General features: G+C 69.1%; 23 protein-coding genes. 12 read left to right on the forward strand and 11 right to left on the reverse strand.

The genetic code is table 11. The features are described from left to right. Positions 1-9 precede the first annotated feature (9 nt). On the forward strand, positions 10-675 hold the full coding sequence (locus JJB11_RS10045) for a hypothetical protein (RefSeq protein ID WP_201169649.1): 666 nt from the start codon (positions 10-12) through the stop codon (positions 673-675). Positions 676-748: 73 nt separating this feature from the next. Then, positions 749-1,069, forward strand: a complete 321-nt coding sequence (locus JJB11_RS10050) for a hypothetical protein (protein WP_201169652.1) — start codon at positions 749-751, stop codon at positions 1,067-1,069. Here the strand turns inward: JJB11_RS10050 and thpR are convergent. Continuing rightward, the gene (gene thpR, locus JJB11_RS10055; RefSeq protein ID WP_201169667.1) at positions 1,054-1,572 is read right to left on the reverse strand and encodes an RNA 2',3'-cyclic phosphodiesterase; all 519 of its coding nucleotides are present in this window, start codon (positions 1,570-1,572) and stop codon (positions 1,054-1,056) included. The two genes, JJB11_RS10050 and thpR, sit on opposite strands and share 16 nt — an antisense overlap. A 141-nt stretch (positions 1,573-1,713) precedes the next feature. On the opposite strand from thpR, the gene JJB11_RS10060 reads away from it, so the two are divergent. From JJB11_RS10060 to JJB11_RS10070, 3 genes are read left to right on the forward strand one after another with little or no spacing between them, the layout of a single operon-like run. Then, positions 1,714-2,094 (forward strand): hypothetical protein, encoded by a 381-nt coding sequence (locus JJB11_RS10060; RefSeq protein WP_201169669.1) that lies wholly within the window; start codon positions 1,714-1,716, stop codon positions 2,092-2,094. 2 nt (positions 2,095-2,096) lie between these two features. After that, positions 2,097-2,357 (forward strand): DUF5985 family protein, encoded by a 261-nt coding sequence (locus JJB11_RS10065; protein ID WP_201169671.1) that lies wholly within the window; start codon positions 2,097-2,099, stop codon positions 2,355-2,357. 10 nt (positions 2,358-2,367) lie between these two features. Next, a complete protein-coding gene (locus JJB11_RS10070; protein WP_207189976.1) occupies positions 2,368-2,616 on the forward strand; it encodes a DUF5985 family protein in 249 nt (82 codons plus the stop codon). On the opposite strand, the gene JJB11_RS10075 is transcribed toward JJB11_RS10070, so the two are convergent. Next, entirely contained in the window at positions 2,613-3,242 is a 630-nt protein-coding gene (locus JJB11_RS10075; protein WP_201964748.1) for a CDP-alcohol phosphatidyltransferase family protein, read from the reverse strand. The two genes, JJB11_RS10070 and JJB11_RS10075, sit on opposite strands and share 4 nt — an antisense overlap. 248 nt (positions 3,243-3,490) lie before the next feature. Here JJB11_RS10075 and JJB11_RS10080 point away from each other — a divergent pair, with 248 nt between their 5' ends. Beyond that, entirely contained in the window at positions 3,491-4,756 is a 1,266-nt protein-coding gene (locus JJB11_RS10080) for an MFS transporter (RefSeq protein ID WP_201169678.1), read from the forward strand. Positions 4,757-4,811: 55 nt separating this feature from the next. Then, positions 4,812-6,386, forward strand: a complete 1,575-nt coding sequence (locus JJB11_RS10085) for an alkaline phosphatase D family protein (RefSeq protein WP_201169680.1) — start codon at positions 4,812-4,814, stop codon at positions 6,384-6,386. Positions 6,387-6,389: 3 nt separating this feature from the next. On the opposite strand, the gene serB is transcribed toward JJB11_RS10085, so the two are convergent. The 6 genes from serB to mfd all read right to left on the reverse strand — a co-directional run bounded on the left by serB (position 6,390) and on the right by mfd (position 15,610). Next, entirely contained in the window at positions 6,390-7,112 is a 723-nt protein-coding gene (gene serB / locus JJB11_RS10090; protein ID WP_201169682.1) for a phosphoserine phosphatase SerB, read from the reverse strand. 201 nt (positions 7,113-7,313) lie between these two features. After that, positions 7,314-8,081, reverse strand: a complete 768-nt coding sequence (locus JJB11_RS10095; protein WP_201169684.1) for a slipin family protein — start codon at positions 8,079-8,081, stop codon at positions 7,314-7,316. Between the two features lie 28 nt (positions 8,082-8,109). Next, positions 8,110-9,471, reverse strand: coding sequence for an NfeD family protein (locus tag JJB11_RS10100; RefSeq protein WP_201169686.1), 1,362 nt, complete (start codon positions 9,469-9,471; stop codon positions 8,110-8,112). A gap of 360 nt (positions 9,472-9,831) precedes the next feature. Continuing rightward, positions 9,832-11,106 carry a lactonase family protein gene (locus JJB11_RS10105; RefSeq protein ID WP_201169695.1) on the reverse strand — a complete coding sequence of 425 codons (1,275 nt, stop codon included), beginning with the start codon at positions 11,104-11,106 and terminating at the stop codon, positions 9,832-9,834. Positions 11,107-11,177: 71 nt separating this feature from the next. Continuing rightward, complete coding sequence (locus JJB11_RS10110) at positions 11,178-11,807, reverse strand: outer membrane beta-barrel protein (protein ID WP_201169698.1); 630 nt, start codon at positions 11,805-11,807, stop codon at positions 11,178-11,180. Between the two features lie 359 nt (positions 11,808-12,166). After that, complete coding sequence (mfd, locus tag JJB11_RS10115; protein ID WP_201169701.1) at positions 12,167-15,610, reverse strand: transcription-repair coupling factor; 3,444 nt, start codon at positions 15,608-15,610, stop codon at positions 12,167-12,169. Positions 15,611-15,788: 178 nt separating this feature from the next. On the opposite strand from mfd, the gene ispD reads away from it, so the two are divergent. After that, positions 15,789-16,484 carry a 2-C-methyl-D-erythritol 4-phosphate cytidylyltransferase gene (gene ispD / locus JJB11_RS10120; RefSeq protein ID WP_201169704.1) on the forward strand — a complete coding sequence of 232 codons (696 nt, stop codon included), beginning with the start codon at positions 15,789-15,791 and terminating at the stop codon, positions 16,482-16,484. Beyond that, positions 16,484-17,029, forward strand: a complete 546-nt coding sequence (gene ispF, locus JJB11_RS10125; protein WP_201169707.1) for a 2-C-methyl-D-erythritol 2,4-cyclodiphosphate synthase — start codon at positions 16,484-16,486, stop codon at positions 17,027-17,029. The genes ispD and ispF overlap by 1 nt, the downstream gene beginning before the upstream one ends. Here ispF and JJB11_RS10130 read toward each other — a convergent pair. After that, positions 17,008-18,477, reverse strand: a complete 1,470-nt coding sequence (locus JJB11_RS10130) for a sensor histidine kinase (RefSeq protein WP_201169708.1) — start codon at positions 18,475-18,477, stop codon at positions 17,008-17,010. The two genes, ispF and JJB11_RS10130, sit on opposite strands and share 22 nt — an antisense overlap. A 144-nt stretch (positions 18,478-18,621) precedes the next feature. After that, complete coding sequence (gene ompR / locus JJB11_RS10135; RefSeq protein ID WP_201169719.1) at positions 18,622-19,353, reverse strand: osmolarity response regulator transcription factor OmpR; 732 nt, start codon at positions 19,351-19,353, stop codon at positions 18,622-18,624. 164 nt (positions 19,354-19,517) lie between these two features. On the opposite strand from ompR, the gene JJB11_RS10140 reads away from it, so the two are divergent. From JJB11_RS10140 to JJB11_RS10150, 3 genes are all read left to right on the forward strand, one after another. Further along, positions 19,518-19,778, forward strand: a complete 261-nt coding sequence (locus JJB11_RS10140) for a hypothetical protein (RefSeq protein WP_201169722.1) — start codon at positions 19,518-19,520, stop codon at positions 19,776-19,778. Beyond that, the gene (locus JJB11_RS10145) at positions 19,775-20,479 is read left to right on the forward strand and encodes an SIMPL domain-containing protein (protein ID WP_201169725.1); all 705 of its coding nucleotides are present in this window, start codon (positions 19,775-19,777) and stop codon (positions 20,477-20,479) included. Before JJB11_RS10140 ends, JJB11_RS10145 begins: the two co-directional genes overlap by 4 nt. A gap of 123 nt (positions 20,480-20,602) precedes the next feature. Further along, positions 20,603-21,421 carry a metallophosphoesterase family protein gene (locus JJB11_RS10150; RefSeq protein WP_201169727.1) on the forward strand — a complete coding sequence of 273 codons (819 nt, stop codon included), beginning with the start codon at positions 20,603-20,605 and terminating at the stop codon, positions 21,419-21,421. A 33-nt stretch (positions 21,422-21,454) separates the two neighbouring features. Here JJB11_RS10150 and JJB11_RS10155 read toward each other — a convergent pair whose 3' ends face one another. Continuing rightward, on the reverse strand, positions 21,455-22,225 hold the full coding sequence (locus JJB11_RS10155; RefSeq protein ID WP_201169729.1) for a 3-hydroxybutyrate dehydrogenase: 771 nt from the start codon (positions 22,223-22,225) through the stop codon (positions 21,455-21,457). Positions 22,226-22,292: the final 67 nt, after the last annotated feature.

Here is a 22,292-nt window from a genome sequence, read left to right on the forward strand (position 1 = left end):
AATGACCGCATGGGACTCATCGGTCGGATCTTCAGGGGGGACAAGGAGCGCGCGTCGGGGGCCACCACGCAGTTCCGCGAAAGCGAACCGGAAGGGGGCGACGAGGCGGAGTCGCGCAACGCGCCGCGCCGGGAACTCGTGCAGGTGGTGCTGCGCGACACCATGCGCAAGCACGGCATCCCATCCGACTGGATCGAGTGCCGCATCCTGTCCACCGTCAATCGCGTCGGCCGCCATGGCATGCACGTGAACTTCGTGGTGAAGCAGGCGCACGAACGCCTGCTTGGCTACGTGTTCGCGTTCCAGGACAGCTACGAGCGCGAGCTCGCGCGTTTCGAACCGCGCGCGCGCGACTGGCTCCTGAGCCTGGGCTGGGAGTTCCAGAACTTCAACGCGTCCGACATGCCCGATCCGCGCACCTGGTCCCAGAGCGGACCCGCGCCGCTGCAGGGCGCGAACGGGCGCACGCTGCCGACCGATTTCCCGCCGCTGCAGCTCCCGGTGGAAGCGGAGCCGCCGAAGTCCGACGAGGACGTGCAGCGGGACCTGCAGGCCTTGTTCGCCATCCGCGATGCCGCGATGAACGACACGAAGCGCCCGGCCGCCGCGAGTGACCAGAGGGACTTCGAGCCGACGCAGCCGTACCGCAACGAGGACGGCGAAGCGAAGAAGTAGCGCGCCGCGCCTGCGCTTCGCCCAGCGTCCGCTGCCTCTTGCAATCGGGGCCGGGCAGCCCCAGATCCTGGGCATGAACACCACCGCATCCAAGAACCTCGTCATGCTCGCCCGCATGCTCGAGCGCCTTGACCGCAGCGAAGACGCGGTCGACCCGCAACAGTATCGTGGCGTGGTGGAGCACCTGAGCGAGGCGCTGCGCACCGTCCGGAACGACGCAGCGCTGGAGGCGGTGCTCTCCGCATCCCCTGCGACCGCGGAGCTGTACGAGAACCTGCAGTACGAGCACGCCGGCCTCTGCCGTTCACCGCTGGAGGCGGGCCTGAACGCGGAGCTGGTCGCCCGCGCGGCGATCGATGCCGCGCGCCGGAGCGCCGCTCAGCCGAAGCACTGAAGGGTCTCGTACCCGCCGCCGCCACCGATGCTGCGCACCAGCGCGTAGCGGGGGTCGGCCGTCCAGCGCAGCGGCGCGAACGCGGGTGGCGCGGCGCCCTGGGCCTTGCGCGCGAGCGTGACGTGCGGGCGGTACGGCCGCTCTTCCACCGGGATCTCCATGGCATGCAGGCGCTCGGCGAGCGCCGCGTGCAGCCGCGCCAGTTCGGCGGGCACTTGCGTGGCCTCCAGTACCGCGATGCCGCCGGACCACACGCAGGCGCGGTCCAGCGCCAGCTCGCAGCCCGCCCACTGCACCGTGAGCGCTGAACGCAGCTCCGGCACGCGCTCGGCGGGCACGTTTCCCAGGAAGTGCAGCGTCAGGTGCAGGCGCTCGGGGCGCGTGCACCGCGCTCGCGCCGGCCAGGTCCACGCAGCCGCGTGCGCGAGCACCTCGTCCAGCAGCGCCGGCGCCGGCCACAGCGCCAGGAACAGGCGCAGGCTCGCGGGGAGGGCCGTCTGCATTGCAGGATTCTCGCGCGGGCACACGCTCCGTGCGTTCTGTCGCGCTCAAACCGGCCGTTTCGCAGCACGGCCGAGCCGGCAACCGCTACAGTTCCAGACACGGACGGCCAACGCGTGCGCGCTGCGCCCGACCTTAGAACAATGACCTCGCCCGAACTGCAGTCCGACGTCAGGCGCTACCTGCTGGGCAGCGTGCCTTCCGTCCCGTATCTGGAAGCGGTGCTGCTGCTGCGCGCCGACCCCGGTGTGGCCTGGGACGCGGCGGGACTGGCACGGCGCCTGTACGTGCCCGAGCGGCGCGGGATCGAACTGCTCGGGCAACTGCGGGAGAGCGGTATTGCCGTTGCAGCCAGCCAAGCCGGCGCCGTGCACTACGGCCCCGAACCGCAGCTCGCTGCCCTGGTGGACCAGGTGGCGGAGGCCTACGCCTCCGACCTCGTGGGCGTCTCGAGCCTCATCCATTCCCGGATCGACCGGCGCGCCCAGCAGTTCGCCGACGCCTTCCGCTTCCGCAAGGACTGACCATGGCCGCACTGATCTATGGCCTCTGCGCGCTGACGTCCATCGTCTGCTGCGTCCTGTTGTGGCGAAGCTGGCGCGCCAGCGGCGCACGCCTGCTGTTCTGGAGCGCGCTGTGCTTCGGCTGCCTCAGCATCAACAACGTCCTGCTCGTGTTGGACCGGGTGGTCTGGCCGGTGGAGGTGGACCTCACCGACTGGCGGCTTGGATGGGCGCTCGCCGCGGTCGTGCTCCTGCTGTTCGGCCTGATCTGGGAGGAGGACTGAAGTGGAGCAGATGCTGTCGGGCGCCATCGCCGCCGGCTGGGGGATCGCCGGCCTGTTCTTCTGCCGGTTCTGGCGTCGCACCGGTGACCGCTTCTTCCTCTGGTTCGCGCTGTCGTTCTGGCTCGAAGCGGTCAACCGCATCGCGCTCGGCCTGCTGGTCGCCGCCCAGGAAGACAGCCCCCTGATCTACGGCCTACGCGTGGTGTCGTACGGCTTCATCCTCTACGCGATCTGGTACAAGAACCGCCCGCGTTCCTAGAGTTTCGGAATGTGCAGCGTCTTGCTGATCATGAGGCTGCCGGAGAGCACGAACAGCAGCACCAGGCCGTGCACGTCCCACGGCCCGATGTGCGCCGCGCCGCCCCAGAGCCGGTCGCCGACACTGCCTTGCCAGGCGGCCCACGCCAGCACGCCGGTGATCACGACGCTGGTGGGGATGGGCGTGCCTTCGAAGTAGCGTACCTTGCCGCTGCTGTCGTCCGCCAGCTGCTCCGCGGTCACGTTGTAGCGCGCGAGCCGGCTCACGCCGCAACAGACGAAGTAGACGAGGCCTGCCGCGTCCCAGCCGCCCTGCAGTCCCGCCGCGAAGCCCAGCGCCGCGGGGGCCATGCCGAAGGAAATCACGTCCGCCAGCGAGTCGAGCTCGCGCCCGAGCGGCGAGTGCTGGTGGCGCGCCCGCGCGATGCGGCCATCGAGCACGTCGAACAGGAAGGCCGCCGGCGCCAACGCCGCGGCGGCGTAGAAGTGCGAGCGGTCGCCGCTTGCCATGTACAGCATGGAAAGCAGGATCGCGCCGACGCCGCAGGCCGCATTGCCCAGGGTGAAGAAGTCGGCCAGGTGGAATTCCCGAAGCATCGAGAAATGCCGGGGCGCGCTGCGTTCCATGGGGAGTCCTTGCATAGGGCGTGAGCCAGCCAGCATAGCCGGGGATGCGCGTGCGTGGGGGAGGGCGAGAGCGGGCAGCGGAAGGCGGGAGCGGGCAGCCGGACGCAGAGGGCGCAAAAGGGAACAGCCAAAGGACGCAGAAAAGACATCTTTTTCAATGGAAGTCCTTTTGCGTCTTCTGCGAAACCTTTGCGTCCTCTGCGTCCGGATGTCCGTCTTCTCCGAGGGACGCTACGATGCGGGCTGCCATGCGCACATCCTCCCAGTCCCTGGTCGAATCGCCCTATGCCTGGTTGCGGCTGGCCGTCTCGCTGTTGCTGATGACGATCGGCGGGTCCGGCATGTATTCCATCACCGTGGTCCTGCCGCGGATGCAGCAGGACTTTGCCGTCACCCGCGGCGACGCATCGCTGGCCTACACGCTCACGATGATCGGGTTCGGGGCAGGGGGCGTGCTCATGGGCCGGATCGCGGACCGCCTGGGCATCATGGCCGTCGTGATGCTCGGGGCCGCCGGCCTCGGCGTCGGCTTCATCGCCGCGGGGCTCGCGCCGGGCCTGCTGCTGTTCTGCCTGGCGCAAGGGCTGCTCGTCGGGCTGCTGGGCACTTCCGCCACCTTCGCCCCGCTGGTGGCAGACACCTCGCGCTGGTTCGACCGCCGCCGCGGCATCGCGCTGGCCATCTGCATGAGCGGCAACTACACCGCGGGCGCCCTGTGGCCGCCGGTGATGCAGTTCTTCATCGATGCGCACGGCTGGCGCGCCACCTACATGGGCATGGGCGTGTTCTGCATCGCCGCCATGGTGCCGCTCGCGCTGGTGCTCCGGCGGCAGCCTCCCGCGGTCGAACTGCACGTGACGGGCGCCGCGGCGCGCAGCGACGTGAGCGAGTCGCGTCCGCTGGGCCTCGCGCCCAACGTGCTGCTCGCGCTGCTGTCGCTGGCGGCGGTGGCCTGCTGCGTGGCGATGTCCATGCCCCAGGTGCACATCGTCGCGTACTGCGGCGACCTCGGGTTCGGTGCTGCGCGCGGCGCGGAGATGCTCTCCCTGATGCTGGGCATGGGCGTCGTGAGCCGGCTCGTCTCCGGCTGGGTGTCCGACCGCATCGGCGGCCTGCGCACGCTGCTGCTCGGCTCGGTGCTGCAAGGCATCGCGCTGCTGGCCTTCCTGCCCTCGGACGGGCTGGTCTCGCTGTACGTGGTGTCCGGCATGTTCGGGCTGTTCCAGGGCGGCATCGTGCCGGCCTATGCCTTGATCGTGCGCGAGTACTTCCCGGCGCAGCAGGCGGGTGCACGCGTCGGCACGGTGCTGATGGCCAGCCTGCTGGGCATGGCCCTGGGCGGCTGGATGTCCGGCGCCGTGTTCGACCTCACCGGTTCCTACCGCGCCGCCTTCCTCAATGGCATTGCGTGGAACCTGCTGAACGTGTCCATCGTGGGCTTCCTGCTCTGGCGCGCGACGGCGCTGGGCCTCATCGCAGGCTGGCCGGCGACAGGCCGGCGCGCGGCGGCATGAGCCGCAGGGCCGCCCCAAGGCGAATCCTGCAGCGCGTAGCGCGGAGGGTAGTCCAGTGAACCGCGCCGAGGCCAGGCACCTGGACCGGCGCGACCTGCTGCGACTCGCGGCGGCGACGGCAGTCGCCGGCTCGCTGCCACGCACGGCGCGCAGCCAGCCGCGCCTGCGCGAGGATCCGTTCGCCGCCGGCATCGCGAGCGGATCGCCGACGGACCGCTCGGTCGTGCTGTGGACCCGCCTGCTCGGTGCGCAGATCCCGTCCGGCCCGGTGACGGTGGAGTGGGAGATCGCGGACGACGAGCGCTTCACGCGCATCGTGCAGCGTGGCGAGACGCAGGCCGTGCCGCAGCTCGCGCACAGCGTGCACGTGGAAGTGCAGGGGCTGGCAGCGGACCGCTGGTACGCGTACCGCTTTCGCACGGGCGGCTGGACCAGTGCCGCGGGCCGCACGCGCACCTTCCCCGCGCCCGATGCGCACGTGCAGCGCCTGCGACTGGCGTACGCGTCCTGCCAGCGCTGGGAGCACGGCTTCTACGCGGCCTGGCGCCACCTGCGCGCGGACGACCCCGACGTGGTCGTGTTCCTCGGCGACTACATCTACGAATACCCGGGCGCTGCGAACGCCGTGCGCACGCTCCCCGATGGCTGGGTGACGGACCTCGCAGGCTATCGCGCGCGCTACGCGCTGCACAAGTCCGACGCCGACCTGCAGGCCATGCACCAGGCCTGTCCCTGGCTCTTCACCTGGGACGACCACGAGGTGCAGAACGACTATGCCGGCGAACAGGAAGGCAACGCCGGTCCTGCGGTGCCGGACTTCCGCCGGCGCCGCGCAGCGGCCTACCAGGCCTGGTACGAGCACACGCCGGTGCCCGCGAGCGTGCTCACGCGCGCGCTCGACGGACTGGCGACGGGCCAGGGCTTGCGCGTCTACGGCGAGCGGCGCTTCGGGCGGCTGGCGCACTTGCTGCTGCTCGATGGCCGCCAGTACCGCAGTCCGCAGGCCTGCACGCGCGGCGGCCGCTTCGGATCGAGCACGGTGAATCCGCTGGACTGCGCGGCGCTCGCGGACCCGGCGCGCACGATGTTCGGCTTCGAGCAGGAACGCTGGCTGGCCTCGCGCCTGGCCGACGGCGGCGCGGCTTGGACGGTGTTGAACCAGGCGACGCTGTTCGGTGCGCGCGACCTCGTGCCGGGCCCGGGCACGCTGCTGTGGAACGACGGCTGGGACGGCTATCCGGCAGCGCGCCAGCGGCTCGTCGGTGCCTTGCGCGAGACGCGCGCTGCCAACCCCGTGATCCTGGGCGGCGACGTGCACGAGAACTGGGTCGGGCACGTCAAGGCGGACTACGCGCGGCCCGAGAGCGCGAACGTCGGCGTGGAGTTCTGCGGCACCAGCATCACTTCGCGCACCGCCGAGCCCGAGCACTTGCGCAATCGCTGGGTGGACAACCCGCACTTCGTGTACGCGGAGGCGATGCACCGCGGCTACGGCCTGGCGGAGTTCACGCCGGGGCGGCTGGAGGTGGCCCTGCGGGTGGTGGACGAGGTGACGAAGCGGGATGCGCGGGTGGCGACCGATGCGCGCTTCGTGGTGGAAGCGGGACGCCCGGAAGTGCAGCGCGCCTGAACCTCAGGCCATCAACTCCAGCAGGCGATCGAGGCCGCCCTCGTTGATCTGCACCATCGCCTGCTCGCGCACCTTCGGCTTCGCGTGATAGGCCACCGACAGGCCCGCCTCGCCCATCATCGGCAGGTCGTTGGCGCCGTCGCCCACGGCGATCGCCTGTTTGGGCGAGATCCCGAGGTTCGCGCAGGTCTCGAGGAACATCTTGCGCTTCTCCGCGCCGTCGCAGATGTCACCCCAGGGCTGGTCCACCATGCGGCCCGTGAGTTCGCCGCAGTTCGGGCCGGAGCGGATCTCCAGCACGTTGGAGCGCGTGTAGTCGATGCCCAGCTTGTCGCGCACGCGGTCGGTGAAGAAGGTGAAGCCGCCGGAGACCAGCAGCGTCTTCAGGCCGGCCGCCTTGCACGCCTGCACGAGGCGCTCGGCGCCCGGATTGAGCTGCAGGCGCTGCGTGTAGATCATCTCCATGTCGGCGACCGTCACGCCGCGCAGCAGCGCGACGCGCCGGCGCAGGCTCTCCTTGTAGTCGGCAATCTCGCCGCGCATCGCGGCCTCGGTGATCGCAGCGACTTCCTCCTTCTTGCCGACCGCATCCGCGATCTCGTCCACGCACTCGATGTTGATCAGCGTGGAGTCCATGTCGAAGGCGATGAGCTTGAAGTCCTTCAGCGAGAGGGGCGGGTTGATGCCCTGGATGACGAGGCCGGGGGCGAATTCTTGGGGGGGCATGGAGCGTCATTTTGGCATCGTTGGATTGCGGAGAAGAGAACGCAGAGTGCGCAGAGGTTACGCAGAGGACGCAGAGAAAACCAATCCGAGGAATCCTTTGTTGGATTCCTTTTGCGTCCTCTGCGTAACCTCTGCGTCCTCTGCGTTCATTTGCCTCGTTCAGGCACCCGTCTCACTTCGCGCGCACCCGCCGCGCGGACCTCATGCTTCGGCGGTCGGCACGAAGCGGCGCATCAGCGGGCCGATGATGTCCAGCGGCAGCGGGAACACGATGGTGGAGTTCTTGTCCGCGGCAATCACGGTCAAGGTCTCCAGGTAGCGCAACTGCAGCGCCTGCGGCTGGCGGGCCAGCACCTCGGCCGCCTCTGCCAGCTTGTACGAGGCCTGCAGTTCGCCTTCCGCGTGGATCACCTTCGCGCGGCGCTCGCGCTCGGCCTCCGCCTGGCGCGCGATGGCGCGGACCATGGTGTCGTCCAGGTCCACGTCCTTGATTTCCACGTTGGTGACCTTGATGCCCCAGGTGTCGGTCTGCGCGTCCAGGATCTTCTGCACGTCCAGGTTGAGCCGCTCGCGTTCGGCCAGCAGGCCGTCCAGTTCATGCTTGCCCAGAACGGCGCGCAAGGTCGTCTGCGCCAGCTGGCTGGTCGCCTCCAGGAAGCGCTCGACCTGGATCACCGCCCGCTCCGGGTCCACCACCCGGAAGTACAGCACCGCGTTCACCTTCACCGACACGTTGTCGCGCGTGATCACGTCCTGGCTGGGGATGGCCATGACCACCATGCGCAGGTCCACGCGCACCATCTGCTGGATGCCGGGGATGAGCACGACCAGGCCGGGTCCCTTGACCTTCCAGAACCGCCCGAGCTGGAACACCACGCCGCGCTCGTACTCGCGCAGGACGCGCAGCGCCGACGCGAGCAGCACCACCAGCACGAACACCACCAGGCCGAGGCCGCCGCCGACAAGCATCGTGTTCTCCTTCGCTTCGCAGATCCGTTCAGGCGGGTGCCACTTCGAGTTGCCCGCCCCGCAAGTCAGTCACCCGCACGGTGTCGCCCGCGCGCAGTTGCTGCGGGCCGTGCACCTTCCAGTGTTCGCCACGCACCAGCGCCCAGCCCTCGCCTCCGGAGAATTCCAGCAGCTCGCCGCTGGCGCCCACCAGCGTCCGCGGCCCGGTCACGACGGGCCGGCGCCGGGTGCGCGCTGCCATGCCGGCCAGCAGCAGGACGAAGGCGGCGGACACCAGCACCAGCGTCGCGATCAGCGCCGGCGGGATGCCCCAGCCGGGCGATTCGGTGTCGATCAGGATCACGCAGCCGAAGCCGAAGGCCACCATGCCACCCAGTCCCAGGACCCCGTGACTGGGAAGGAAGGCCTCGGCGGCCCAGAAGCCCATGCCCAGGAGAACCAGCGCGAGACCCGCGTAGTTCACCGGCAGCATCTGCAGTGCAAACAGCGCCAGCACGAGGCAGATGGCGCCGATGATGCCCGGCGCCACGAGCCCCGGACTGCTGAACTCGAACGCCAGCCCGTACAGGCCGGCCATCAGCAGCAGCAGGGCGAGGCTGGGATTGGTGATCGTGGAGAGCAGGTGGCTGCGCCAGTCCTCCTCGAAGGGCAGCACCGGTGCCCCCAGCGTTTGCAGGCGCTGCACGCTGCCGTTCACCCGCAGCTCGCGGCCGTCCAGTTGCCGCAGCAGGTCCGGCACGTCGACGGCGACCAAGTCCACCACCTTCAGCTGCAAGGCCTCGGGGGCCGACAGGCTCACCGCTTCGCGCACCGCCCGTTCCGCCCATTCGGCATTGCGGCCGCGCAACTGCGCCAGGCTGCGGATGTAAGCCGAGGCGTCGTGGACGCGCTTGGCCGCCAGGGCGTCGCCGCCTTCGGGATTGGCGGCGGCGCTCGCTGCCGACGCGGGCTGCGCCGGCAGCGGGTTCGACGGCGCGCCACCTCCCGGCATGCCGATGGCGACGGGCGTCGCGGCTCCGAGGTTGCTGGCCGGTGTCATGGCGGCCACATGGCTGGCGTAGAGGAGGTAGGTGCCGGCGCTGGCCGCACGGGCACCGCCCGGTGCGACGAAGGTCGCCACGGGCACGGGCGAGGCCAGGATGGCCTTGATCATGTCGCGCATCGCGAGGTCCAGCCCACCGGGTGTGTCGAGCTGCACCACCAGCAGCTGCGCCCGTTCCCGCTGCGCCAGCGCCAGTCCCCGTCGCAGGTAGTCCGCCGTGGCCGGCCCGATGCCGCCGTCGATCTGCATCACCACCACCGGAGCGCGGGCGACGCTTTCCGCCATGACCCCGAGCACGAAAGGCAGCAGGGCCAGGAGGCAGAGCAGGCGACGCAGGACGCGGCTCATGGGCAGAGTCTAGGCCTGCCACAGCCGGAGTCAACGTGATGCGCTCATGCGCACGGAGCCCAGGGCGGCTCAGGGCTTGCGCAGGTAGTGCGCATCCGACCAGGTGAGCAGCGAGGCTGTCTGAAAACTCAACGCAGCCGGCAGCGCTCCGATAGTCGACCTCTCAGATGGGCGCAGGTCGCGTTTTTCGGACGTGCCAAAGGGTCAGGGACCCCTGAAAACGCGGGTCCACGGAGTTTTCACACAGCCTCCAGCGAGGGCGGACCGCCACGAACGGCGGGTCGCTGGAAATCCAATTGCAATGGCCCGGCTGGACCTGGCCACCTCCGGAATTGGTCTTATCCGAATTCCGAAGCGCCCCTAGTTGATGGCCAGCCCAATGGGAAGCGAGAGCAGCGAGCCGGTGCTGGTGCAGTTCGCGAGCGCACCCGTGGTGGCGTCCACGCTGCACTGCGAGACTGTGTTGCTACTGTAGTTCGCCACATAGACATAGCTGTCATTGGCGCTCACGGCCAACCCGAGGGGGGCCGAAAACCCCGTGCCGGTGCTGGCGCAACTCGTGAGCGCGCCCGTCGAGGCGTCGACACTGCATTTTGTGACGCCGCCGCTGCCCTGGTTGGACACATAGGCATAGTTGCCATTGGCGCTCAGGGCCACGCTCCAGGCCATCGAGAACGCCGAGCCGGTGCTGGCGCAATTCGTCAGCGCCCCCGTGGTGGCGTCCACGCTGCACTGCGAGACCGTGTTGTTGCCACCGTTCGCCACATAGGCATAGCTGCCATTGGCGCTCACGGCCACGCCATCGGGACTCGAGAACCCCGAGCCAGTGCCGCCACAATTCGCCAACGCCCCCGTCGTGGCGTCCACGCTGCAACGCAAGACCGCGCCGAAGTAGTTCGCCACATAGGCATAACTGCCGCTGGCGCTCAGGGTCACGCCCGTGGGATTCCTGAACCCCGAGCCGGTGCCGACGCAGCTCGTCAGCGCCCCCGTCGCGGCGTCCACGCTGCACTGCGAGACCGTGTTGTTGTTCTGGTTCACCACATAGGCATAGCTGCCATTGGCGCTCACGGCCAGCGCAGTGGGTCCCGAGAACCCCGAACCGGTGCTGGCGCAGTTCGTCAGCGCCTGCGTCGTGGCGTCCACGCTGCACTGCGAGACCGTGTTGCTGCCAATGTTCGCCACATAGCCAAAGTGCCGGGTTGCGCAGGACACGCCCACATTGCCGACGTTGGCGGAGGTAACGGTGCCGCTGCCATTGCTCACGGTGCAGGTGGTGCGCACTGTGGGCTCGCTGCTCACCGTGACGCTGTAAGCCGTGTTGTCTTGATGTGCGGTGGTAAAGGTGAAGGCGCCGTTGGCGCTCACCGCGAGGGTATCGCCGCCGTCGTTCTGCAGGGCGACGGTTTGCCCCGCCGTCAGGCCGGTGACGGTGCCACCAACGGTGTACGTTGATGGCGTAGGCGTAGGCGTAGGCGTAGGCGTAGGCGTGGGGTTCGACGCTGCGACCGGAACAGAATGAGGGCTGCTCAAGTCGCTGCCGCCACTGCCGCCACAGGCGCTCAGTGCCAGGCTCAGACCAATGGCCGCCGTGCGCAGTGCGCTATTGAATCGTTCGGTGTTGACGCGGTGCATCTTGAGATCTCATTGATTGGTATCGGGGCCGCCGCTGGCCTGCCCGCGGGTGTTGTTCGGTCGTGGCTTCTTCAGTAGCGCAGCATCAGCCCGGCACTGAGCACTTGCCCCGTGGTGCTGTCACCCCCGCTGAAGCGCCCGGTCCTGCCCAGGTAGTCGTAGTCCACCGTCAGGGCCAGACGCGGCGTGAGGCTGTAGCGCACGCCCAGCCCGCCCACCACGGGGTACTTGACGCTGCTGGAGGCAAAGTTCTGGCTGGGTACGTTCAGCTGAAGATGGCTGTATCCGACTCCGGCGCGCCCCACCAGCGTGAACGACTGCGTGAGCGGATAGCTCAGGGTGGCCGCAGCGGTGGTGACATTGGTGTCGTAGTTGGCAATGCCGCTCGGGGTCGTGATGCCCACCTTGCCCAGGTTGAAGTAACTCAGCTCCGCGCCCCACATCGGCGTGATCTGCAGGCCGCCTGTGATCTTCACCGCCGTGGCCGTGCCACTGCCGTTGAGATCGATACCAGGATTGCCCGTATTGGCGGGGGAGTCTTGCCAGGATTGGCCCACACCCAGGCCCAGGTAAAAGCCGGTCTTGGGTGTTTGCTGCAGCAGGTCCTGGGCCACACAGGGGGCGCTGACAAAGCACGCTCCCAGGCCAAGAATGCCAATCGCAAGCAGTGTTTGACCCCGCGCTCGGGCAGTAGCGTTCATGTTGTGATGAGGATTAGGTTGAAAGCAGGTGTGCGTTGCGCGAATCACACCCGTGCGCCGTCGATGACGGTGTGCTGAGCTTGGAGTATGGAGGGGTTCCTGCAGGCGCTACGTGAGGCGAAGCCGCATAGGAGGCAGGGATTTGCTCAACCCGCCCCACATCGCATGCGAGTGGCATCGGCACGTCGCCTTGGCGCAACGCAAACCGGGTGCGCTGAGACGGTTGCGAGTGACAGGCAGCCGAACATCAGCAGGACCAGCACGGCGCGCGACCACTGCAGCTGCAGCCGCGCGTGCACGGGCCGGGGAGCGCCCCCACCCCGGCCCTCCCCCAGAGGGGGAGGGAGAAAGACAACAGGTCAGGCGGGCTCGGCGACCTTGGGCTGGCCGAGGGCGCGGAGCACGTCGCGGACCATCTGGGCGCGGTCCTTGACGTCCACCAGCGCCTTCTCGATGCGCAGCTTCTCGTTGCCGGCGAGCTTGATGTGGCGGTTCTTCTGCACCAGCTGGATGATGGCCAGCGGCTCGACGGGCGGATTCTGCTTGAAGGTGATGTGGATCACGGTGGGCGCCGCATCCACCTTCACCACGCCGTAGGGGCGCGCGAGCACGCGCAGCCGGTGCACGTCGATCAGCGTCTGCGCCTGCGGCGGGAGCTTGCCGAAGCGGTCGACGATCTCCTCGAGCAGTCGGTCAATCTGGTCGACGTTCTTCGCGGTCGCGAGCTTCTTGTAGAAGGAAAGCCGCAGGTGCACGTCGCCGCAGTAGTCCTCGGGCAGCAGCGCCGGCGCGTGCAGGTTGATCTCGGTGGTGACGGACAGCGGCGCCAGCAGGTCCGGCTCCTTTCCGGCCTTCAGCGAGCGCACCGCCTCGGAGAGCATCTCGTTGTACAGCTGGAAGCCGACCTCCAGCATGTTGCCGCTCTGGTTCTCGCCCAGCACCTCGCCGGCGCCGCGGATCTCCAGGTCGTGCATCGCGAGGTAGAAGCCCGAGCCGAGTTCCTCCATCTGCTGGATCGCCTCGAGGCGCTGCGCGGCCTGCTTCGTCAGGCCCTCCACGTCGGGCACCATCAGGTACGCGTAGGCCTGGTGGTGGCTGCGGCCCACGCGTCCGCGCAACTGGTGCAGCTGCGCCAGGCCGAACTTGTCGGCGCGCGCGATCACGATCGTGTTCGCGCTGGGCACGTCGATACCGGTCTCGATGATGGTGGAGCACAGCAGCACATTGAAGCGCTGCTGCACGAACTCGCGCATCACGCGCTCCAGTTCGCGCTCGGGCATCTGCCCGTGCGCGACGGCGATGCGCGCTTCGGGCAGCAGCCGCTCCAGCGCCTCGCGCCGGTTCTGGATGGTCTCCACCTCGTTGTGCAGGAAGTAGACCTGGCCGCCGCGCTTGAGCTCGCGCAGCACGGCTTCGCGGATCACGCCATTGCCCTCGTTGCGCACGAAGGTCTTGATCGCCAGGCGCCGCTGCGGCGCAGTCGCGATCACGGACAGGTCGCGCAAGCCCTCCAGCGCCATGCCCAGCGTTCGCGGGATCGGCGTCGCCGTCAGCGTGAGCACGTCCACTTCCGCGCGCATGGCCTTGATCGCCTCCTTGTGGCGCACGCCGAAGCGGTGCTCCTCGTCGATGATCAGCAGGCCCAGGTTCTTGAACTTCGTCGATTGCGAGAGCAGCTTGTGCGTGCCGACCACGATGTCGATGCTGCCGTCTTCCAGGCCCTTGAGCGCCGCGTTGATCTCCTTGGTGGAGCGGAAGCGGCTCATCTCCGCCACCTTCACCGGCCACTTGCCGAAGCGGTCCACCAGCGTCTGGTAGTGCTGCTCCGCCAGCAGCGTTGTGGGCGCGAGGAAGGCGACCTGCTTGCCGCCCGTGATCGCCACGAAGGCGGCGCGCAGCGCGACCTCGGTCTTGCCGAAGCCGACGTCGCCGCACACGAGGCGGTCCATGGGATGCGGCGACACCATGTCCTGGATCACCGCATGGATGGCGGCGTTCTGGTCCGCCGTCTCCTCGAAGCCGAAGTCGTTGGCGAAGGTCTCGTAGTCCTGCGCGCTGAAGCGGAAAGCGTGACCCTGGCGGGCGGCGCGCCGCGCATAGAGGTTCAGCAGTTCGGCCGCCGTGTCGCGCACCTGTTCGGCCGCGCGGCGCTTCGCCTTCTCCCACTGCCCGGAGCCGAGCTTGTGCAGCGGCGCTTCGTCCGCGCCGACGCCGGTGTAGCGGCTGATCTGGTGCAGCTGGCTCACCGGCACGTACAGCGTCGCCTTGTCCGCGTATTCCAGGTGCAGGAACTCGGTGCTGCCCTGGCCCACGTCCATGCTCACCAGCCCGCGGTAGCGGCCGATGCCGTGCTGCGCGTGCACGACCGGGTCGCCCACGTTCAGCTCCGACAGGTCCTTGATGAGCGCTTCGACATCGCTGACCTGCTCCTGCTTCTTGCGGCGGCGCGCCGTGGGTGCGCTGGCGAACAGCTCCGTCTCGGTGACGAAGTCGATCGCCTCCTCGGTCCACGCGAATCCCTCCGCGAGCGCCGCGGTCGCGATGCCCAGCTTCTCGTCGCTGGCCTGGAACTCCGCCAGGCCCTCGAAGGCGGGCAGCGTGAGGTGGCTCGCGCGCAGGAAGTCCAGCAGGCTCTCGCGCCGGCCCGCGCTTTCGGCGAGCACCAGCACGCGGTGCGAGCCGCTCTCCACGTGGTGCTTGAAGTTGGCCAGCGGTTCTTCCGCGCCGCGCACGACCGCGATGTTGGGCAGGCGCCGGAATTCGGCATAGCCTTCTTCCTGCGGCACGGCCTTCAATGCGAGTTGCGCGTGCGCATTGGCGCGCACGAAGAACTGCTCGGAGGACAGGAAGAGGGCTTCGGGCGGCAGCACGGGCCGCTCGGGATCGCCCTGCACCAGGCGGAAGCGGTCGCGCGTGTCCTGCCAGAAGCGGTTGAAGGCCGGCTCGAGATCGCCGTGCAGCATCACCGTGGACTGCTCGCCCAGGTAGTCGAACACCGTCGCCGTCTGCTCGAAGAACAGCGGCAGGTAGTACTCGATGCCGGCGGTGGCGACGCCGTTGCCGATGTCCTTGTAGATGCGGCTCTTCGTCGGGTCGCCTTCCAGCAGCTCGCGCCAGCGGCTGCGGAAGCGCGCCCGCGCCTCGTCGTCCATGGGGAACTCGCGGCCGGGCAACAGCCGCACTTCGGGCACGGGATACAGGCTGCGCTGCGTGTCCGGGTCGAAGGTGCGGATCGAGTCGACCTCGTCATCGAACAGGTCGACGCGGTACGGCACTGGCGAGCCCATGGGGAACAGGTCGATCAGCCCGCCGCGCACCGCGTACTCGCCCGGACTCACCACCTGCGTCACGTGGTTGTAGCCGGCCAGCGTGAGCTGCGCCTTGAGCTTCGCCTCGTCCAGCTTCTGCTGCACGCGGAACTCGAAGGTGTAGCCCGCCAGGAACGCGGGTGGCGCGAGCCGGTAGAGCGCCGTGCTGGCGGGCACCAGCACGACGTCGGCCTCGCGCTGCAGGATGCGCCAGAGCGTCGCGAGCCGTTCGCTGATCAGGTCCTGGTGCGGCGAGAACGTGTCGTAGGGCAGCGTCTCCCAGTCGGGGAACAGGGCGCAGCGCAGCTGGGGCGCGAAGAAGGCGAGCTCGTCCAGCAGGCGCTGCGCATCGTTCGCGTCGGCGGTGACGATGGCGGTGAGCTTGCCGTCCTGCAGTTCGCGCTGGGCCACGCGCGCGAGCAGCAGCGCGTCCGCCGAGCCGGCGGGACGCGGCAGCGTCATGCGGCGGCCGGGTTGGAGCTTGGGTAAATCCATCGGGTTGAATCGGAAATGCAAAACACCCCCTCGTCACGGACGGGGGGGTGCGTGAAGATATTAACCCGGAATGCCGCGCCGGGTCCGCCACGGGGAATTGCTGGCCCACGCCGCGTGCGTCGAGGGCTCTTCGAGGTAGCGCAGTGGCAAGGGGCAGGCATAGAATGGTTTGGACGACATGAACGCGAACGCAACTCCTCCCCGGTATTTCGCACTCATCCCCTGCGCCGGCAACGGCAGCCGCGCCGGTACCGCAGGGCCCAAGCAGTACGAACGCGTCGCCGGCCAGCCGCTGGTGTGGCACACGCTGTCGGCCTTCGCCGGCGTCAAGCGCATCGCGCGCACGCTGGTGGTGGTCGCGCCAGGCGACGGTTTCTTCGAGCGCAACCCGAGCACGTCGGCGCTGGTGGTCCAGTGCGGCGGCGCGACGCGCGCCCAGAGCGTGGCCAACGGCCTGCGCGAGCTGCGCCGCGTCGGCGCGGTCGACAACGACTGGGTGCTGGTGCATGACGCCGCGCGCTGCCTGATCACGCCGGACCTGATCGACCGGCTGATCGACGCCTGCTCGGGCGACGAGGTCGGCGGACTGCTGGCGCATCCCCTGGCCGACACGCTCAAGATCGAAGAGAACGGCCGCGTCTCCGCGACCGTGGAGCGCGCGGGCAAGTGGCAGGCGCAGACGCCGCAGATGTTCCGCGTGGGCATGCTGCGCCAGGCGCTGGAAGCAGCGGCCGACCGCATCACCGACGAATCGGGCGCGATCGAGGCCATGGGGCTCAAGCCGATGCTGGTGGAAGCCGGCGCGCAGAACTTCAAGGTCACCTACCCCGAAGACTTCGCCATGGCGGAGGCCGTGCTCCGCAACCGCCGCTGATGCAGCTGCGCATCGGCGAAGGCTGGGACACGCACGCGCTGGTGCCCGGCCGCAAGCTGGTGCTCGGCGGCATCGAGATTCCACACGAGCGCGGCCTGCTTGGGCATTCCGACGCGGATGCCCTGCTGCATGCGATCACCGATGCCGTGCTCGGGGCGGCGGGCCTCGGCGACATCGGCCGCCACTTTCCCGACACCGACGAGCGCTTCCGCGGCGCCGATTCCGTCGTGCTGCTGAAGGAAGCGCTGGCGCGCGCGCGCGAAGCGGGCTGGGCCATCGTCAACATCGACAGCACGATCGTGGCGCAGGCGCCGAAGCTCGCGCCGCACATCGAGGCCATGCGCACACGCATCGCGCAGGCCCTGGCGCTCGCGCCCGGGCAGGTGAACGTGAAGGCGAAGACGGCGGAGCGGCTGGGCCCGGTCGGCATGGGCCAGAGCATCGAGGCGCGCGCCGTCGTGCTGCTGACGAGCCGACGGCCTAGCGTGCGCGGCGCGGAGCAGGGCACTTGCCCCCGCCCGCGTCAGCTTGCCGACGACTCGTAGGGCTCGGGCGCCTTGCTGGGCTTGGGCTCGCGGTCGCCGCTGCTCGGCACGGGCGGCATCTGCCGCGGCCGCTGCAGCTTGATGTGGGCCGCCAGCCCGCCCGACGTGGTGTTGGCGATCGCGAAGATCCCGCCCATGCGCTGCACCGTCTTGTCCACGATGGCCAGTCCCAGGCCGGCACCGGTGGCCGCCGTACGCGCCGCGTCGCCGCGGAAGAAGGGCTTCACCAGGTTGGGCAGCGCCTCCGGCGAGACGCCCATGCCGTGGTCGCGCACCTTCAGCAGCACCCATTCGTTGCGGGCGCGGGCGGCGATGTCCACCAGCGCCACGCCGGTTTCGGGCGTCTTGCCGTAGCGCCGCGCGTTCTCCAGCAGGTTGGACACGACGCGCGCAAGTTCCACCTCGTCGGCCAGCACCTGCAGGTTGCGCGGCATGTCGACGTTCACCTTGATGTCGCCGTGGTCCTCGATCGCGTACATGCAGGCTTCGATGACGTCGTTGAGCACCACGGGCTTGAGCTCCGCGTGGTCGGGCCGTGCGTAATCGAGGAACTTGTCGATGATGGCGTCGAGCTGGTCGATGTCGGCGGCCATGTGGTCGCGCGCATCCGCGTCCACCACGCTCATCTCGGTTTCCAGGCGCAGGCGGGCCAGCGGCGTGCGCAGGTCGTGCGAGATGCCGGCGAGCATCACGGCGCGGTCCTGCTCGATTTTCGCCAGTTGCTGCGCCATGCGGTTGAAGCCGATGTTCACCTCGCGGATCTCGCTGGTGACCGCCTTCTCGTCAAGCCGGCTGGCGTCGAAGTCACCGTCGCGCACGCGGCTCGCGGCGAACGAGAGCTGCTTGAGCGGCCGGTTGATCAGCCGGGCGATCACCGCGGCGCCGGCCAGCGACAGTGCCGCCGCCGTGATCAGCCACACCAGCCAGGTCTTGCCGCCGACCTGCGAAAACTTGTTCCGGTCCAGCAGCATCCAGTAGTCGTCGCGATCGATCTTGAAGCCGATCCAGAGGCCTTCCTCGTTGTTGACGCTGCTGGCCATGAGCGTGCCGCTGCCGAGCCGGCCCACCAGTTCGTCCACGATGCGCCGGTCCATCGCGCTGCCGGTCAGCGGCGCGAACCGGTCCTTGGGCTCGCGCGGCAGGATGCGCACGCCCTCCTGGTCGGCCAGCGTCTTGATCAGCGACACGCGCGCGATCGGGTCCGCGTGCACCAGCGCCGCGCGGCTGAGGTTGACCAGCGAGGCGATCTGCTGCGCCGTCTGCACGGCCCGCGGCTCGAACTCCAGCGCCCGGAAGGTCTGCAGCCACGCGACGATCGAGCCGATCAGCAGCAGCGACAGCAGGAAGAAGGTGCGCCAGAACAGCGACAGCCCCAGGCGGGGCCGCATCTCGAGCGGCGCCGGGGCAGTCTCCAGCGGGGCGGGACTGGTGGCTTCGAGCTGGGTCATGACAGCGCTGGCGAAGGACCCGGAACGACTGGCAGGAGACGCGTCATCCCGCCATTGTTCACTTGCAGCCCTCGCTTGTCATTCGGCGTGAGGCGAAGCCGTGTCATTTGTCATGTGTGGCTCGTGCGGCGTGCCGCACGAGCGTCAACCGGCACCGTCCGGCACGAACACGTAGCCCACTCCCCAGACCGTCTGGATGTAGCGGGGCGATGCCGGGTCGGCTTCGATCAGCTTGCGCAGCCGCGAGACCTGCACGTCCAGGCTGCGGTCGAAAGGCTCGAACTCGCGGCCGCGGGCCAGCTGCGCGAGCTTCTCGCGCGACAAGGGCTGGCGCGGATGGCGCACCAGCGCCTTGAGCATCGCGAACTCGCCGGTGGTCAGCGGCAGTTCCTCGCCGTTCTTGCGCAGCGTGCGCGCGCCCAGGTCGAAGGCGAAGGGCCCGAAATTCACCACCTCGTTGTCGGAGGACGGAGCGCCGGGGGCTTCCTGCGCCGGGCGGCGGCGCAGCACCGCGTGCACGCGGGCCAGCAGCTCGCGCGGGTTGAAGGGCTTGCCCAGGTAATCGTCGGCGCCGACTTCGAGGCCGACGATACGGTCGACGTCTTCGCCCTTCGCCGTGAGCATGATGATCGGTGTGCGGTCGTTGGCCGCGCGAAGGCGCCGGCAGATCGACAAGCCGTCCTCGCCCGGCATCATCAGGTCGAGCACGATCAGGTCCGCGGTCTCGCGCAGCATGAGGCGGTTGAGGGCCTTTCCGTCCTCGGCGAGGATGACCTCGAAACCTTCCTGGGTGAGGTACCGGCGCAGGAGGTCGCGGATCCGTGCGTCGTCGTCGACCACCAGGATCTTGTCGGTACGAGCTGCTGCTTGCGTCATGGTTCTCCCATAGCCATTTGTAACAACGGCGATTCTGAACGGCGATTCGATGGGTTCCGGGTTTTTCCGGGTGCTTTTTCGGCCTGTTACAGATGTTGCCCCGACAGCGGCCCATTGACAAGAGGCAGGTGAACCTGGAGGGCGCTCTGCCGTTCTACTCAGGTATGAAGTCCGTTTTCGCGTTGCTGCTGATGCTTGGGAGCCTGGCAGCCCAGGCCGCGCCGCAGCCACAGGGCGCCCCGAGGCCTGCGCCCTCCGCCCCCGAGTTGCGCCAGGCCTTGCAGCAGTACCATCCCGGCAGCGCGGCGAGCCCCGTGCGGCTCACGGCCGAGCAGCGCGCCGAGTTGCGCCGGCAGCTGTCCGAGTACGGGCCGCCGCCGTGGGCCACCACCGTGGCCGTGCCCATGCAGCGAAAGGACCCATGATCCGGACGACTCTCCGCACCCTGCTTGCAAGCGCAGGGTGCGCGCTCCTGGCCACCGCCGCCACGGCCCAGGTACTGCCGCCCCCGCAGAACGTCCTTCAGCTGCAGTCCACCGGGACGGTGGAGGTGCAGCAGGACCTCCTGCAGATGAGCCTGTCCGCGGCGCGGGACGGCAGCGATCCGGCGGTGGTGCAATCGCAGCTGCGGTCGGCTCTCGAGGCCGCGCTGGCAGAAGCCAAGAAGACGGCGCAACCCGGGCAGATGGATGTGCGCACCGGTAACTTCGCCATCTATCCCCGCAACAACCGCGATGGGCGCATCGGCGGCTGGACCGGCAGCGCGGAACTGGTGCTGGAGGGACGCGACTTCCCGCGCATCACCCAGGCCGCGGCGCGGATCCAGACCATGACCCTCAATGGCGTGAGCTTCGGGCTCAGCCGCGAGCAGCGCGCGCGCGTCGAACACGAGGCGCAGGCGCAGGCCATCGAGCGTTTCCAGGCGCGCGCGACCGAGCTCGCCAAGGCCTTCGGTTTCGGCGGCTATGCCTTGCGTGAAGTCGCGGTCAACACCAACGAACCGGGCTTCATGCCGCGCGTGCGCATGATGGCGGCGGATGCCAAGGCGTCCGCCGAATCCGTGCCGGTGGAGCCGGGGCGCACGGCCGTCACGGTCACCGTATCCGGCTCGGTGCAGTTGCGCTGAGCGCGCCGCCGCGTCCCCGGTCCAGTCCGACAGGGCGGCTGCCGCGCCGCCGCTAAGCTGGGCCGCCATGGATTGCTTCCTTCATCTCGGTGCGCGCCCCGCGGCGGAAAGGCTGCGGCGGCGATGACGGTGCTGCTGCATATCTCGGACACGCACTTCGGGACGGAGGAGCTGCCGGTGGTCGCCGCCGTCCAGGCGCTGGCGCGCGAGCTGCAGCCGCATGCACTGGTGCTGAGCGGAGACATCACCCAGCGCGCGCGCAGCGCCCAGTTCGCCGCAGCGCGGGCCTTCGTGGACGGGCTGGGCATCGCGCGCGTGCTCACGCTGCCGGGCAACCACGACATTCCGCTCTACAACGTGGCCGCGCGCCTGGTCTCGCCCTACGGCAAGTACAAGGCCTGCTTCGGCGAGGAGCTGGAGCCCGAGCTGGTGCTCGCCGACGTGCTCGTGGTGGGCGTCAACACGACGCGGCCCGAGCGGCACAAGGACGGCGAGGTGTCGGCACGCCAGATCGAACGCGTGGCGCAGCGCGTGCACGGTGCACCGCGCGAGCAGTTGCGCATCGTCGTGACGCACCAGCCCGCGTGCGTGATGCGCCCCGAGGACGAGAAGGACCGCCTGCACGGCGGAGAACAGGCGGTGCAGGCGTGGTCGCGCGCCGGCGCCGACCTCGTGCTGGGCGGCCACATCCACCTGCCGTACGTGAGCGACCTGTGCGCTCGCGCGGGGGAGGGCACGCCCCGTGCGATGTACTGCATCCAGGCGGGCACGGCCTTGTCGAGCCGGGTGCGGCACGGCACGCCCAACTCCCTCAACGTGATCCGCTGGCAGCCGCCCGCCCCGGGCGCGCCGCGCAAGGTGCGCGTCGAGCGCTGGGACTACGACGTCGTGGACCGGCGCTTCGAGCTGACCCACCCTTACGATCTGGAGCTGGGGGACTAGATCCGGCCTGTCCCCCGCCCAGAGGGCGTCGTCCTACTGCGCGGCCCAGCCGCCGTCCATGTTCCAGGCCACGCCGCGCACGTTCTTCGCCGCGTCGGAGCAGAAGAACACGGCGAGCTCGCCCAGTTCCTCCGGTGTCGTGAACTGCAGGGACGGCTCCTTCTCGGCCAGCAGCTGCTTCTTGGCCTCCTCGTTCGACACGCCCATGGCCTTCGCCCGGGCATCGACCTGCTTCTGCACCAGCGGCGTGAGCACCCAGCCGGGGCAGATCGCGTTGCAGGTGATGCCCGTGGTGGCGTTCTCCAGCGCGGTGACCTTGGTCAGGCCGACGATGCCGTGCTTGGCCGCGACGTAGGCGGACTTCTCGGCGGACGCGACCAGGCCGTGCACGGACGCGATGTTGATGATCCGGCCCCAGTTCGCCTTCTTCATCGCAGGCAGCGCCAGGCGGGTGGCGTGGAAGGCGCTCGAGAGGTTGATCGCGATGATCGCGTCCCAGCGCTCGGGCGGGAAGTCCTCGATGCGGGCGACGTGCTGGATGCCGGCGTTGTTCACCAGGATGTCGACGCGGCCGAAGCTCTCGGCGGCGTACTTCATCATCGCCTCGATCTCGGCCGGCTTGCTCATGTCGGCGCCGTGGTAGCCGACCTTCACGCCCAGCGCCGCCACTTCGGCCTTGGGCCCCTCGGCGTCGCCGAAGCCATTGAGCACGATGCTGGCGCCCTGGTGGGCCAGTGCCTTGGCGATGCCGAGGCCGATGCCGCTGGTGGAGCCCGTGACGAGGGCGGTCTTGCCTTTGAGCATGGGGATCTCTCTCTGGATGATTTAGGATGGACGCGACCGAGCGTACCCGTTTCGGCGCCATCCCCCA

The sequence above is a fragment of the Ramlibacter ginsenosidimutans genome, assembly GCF_016654015.1.
GTDB classification, from domain to species: Bacteria; Pseudomonadota; Gammaproteobacteria; order Burkholderiales; family Burkholderiaceae_C; genus Ramlibacter; species Ramlibacter ginsenosidimutans.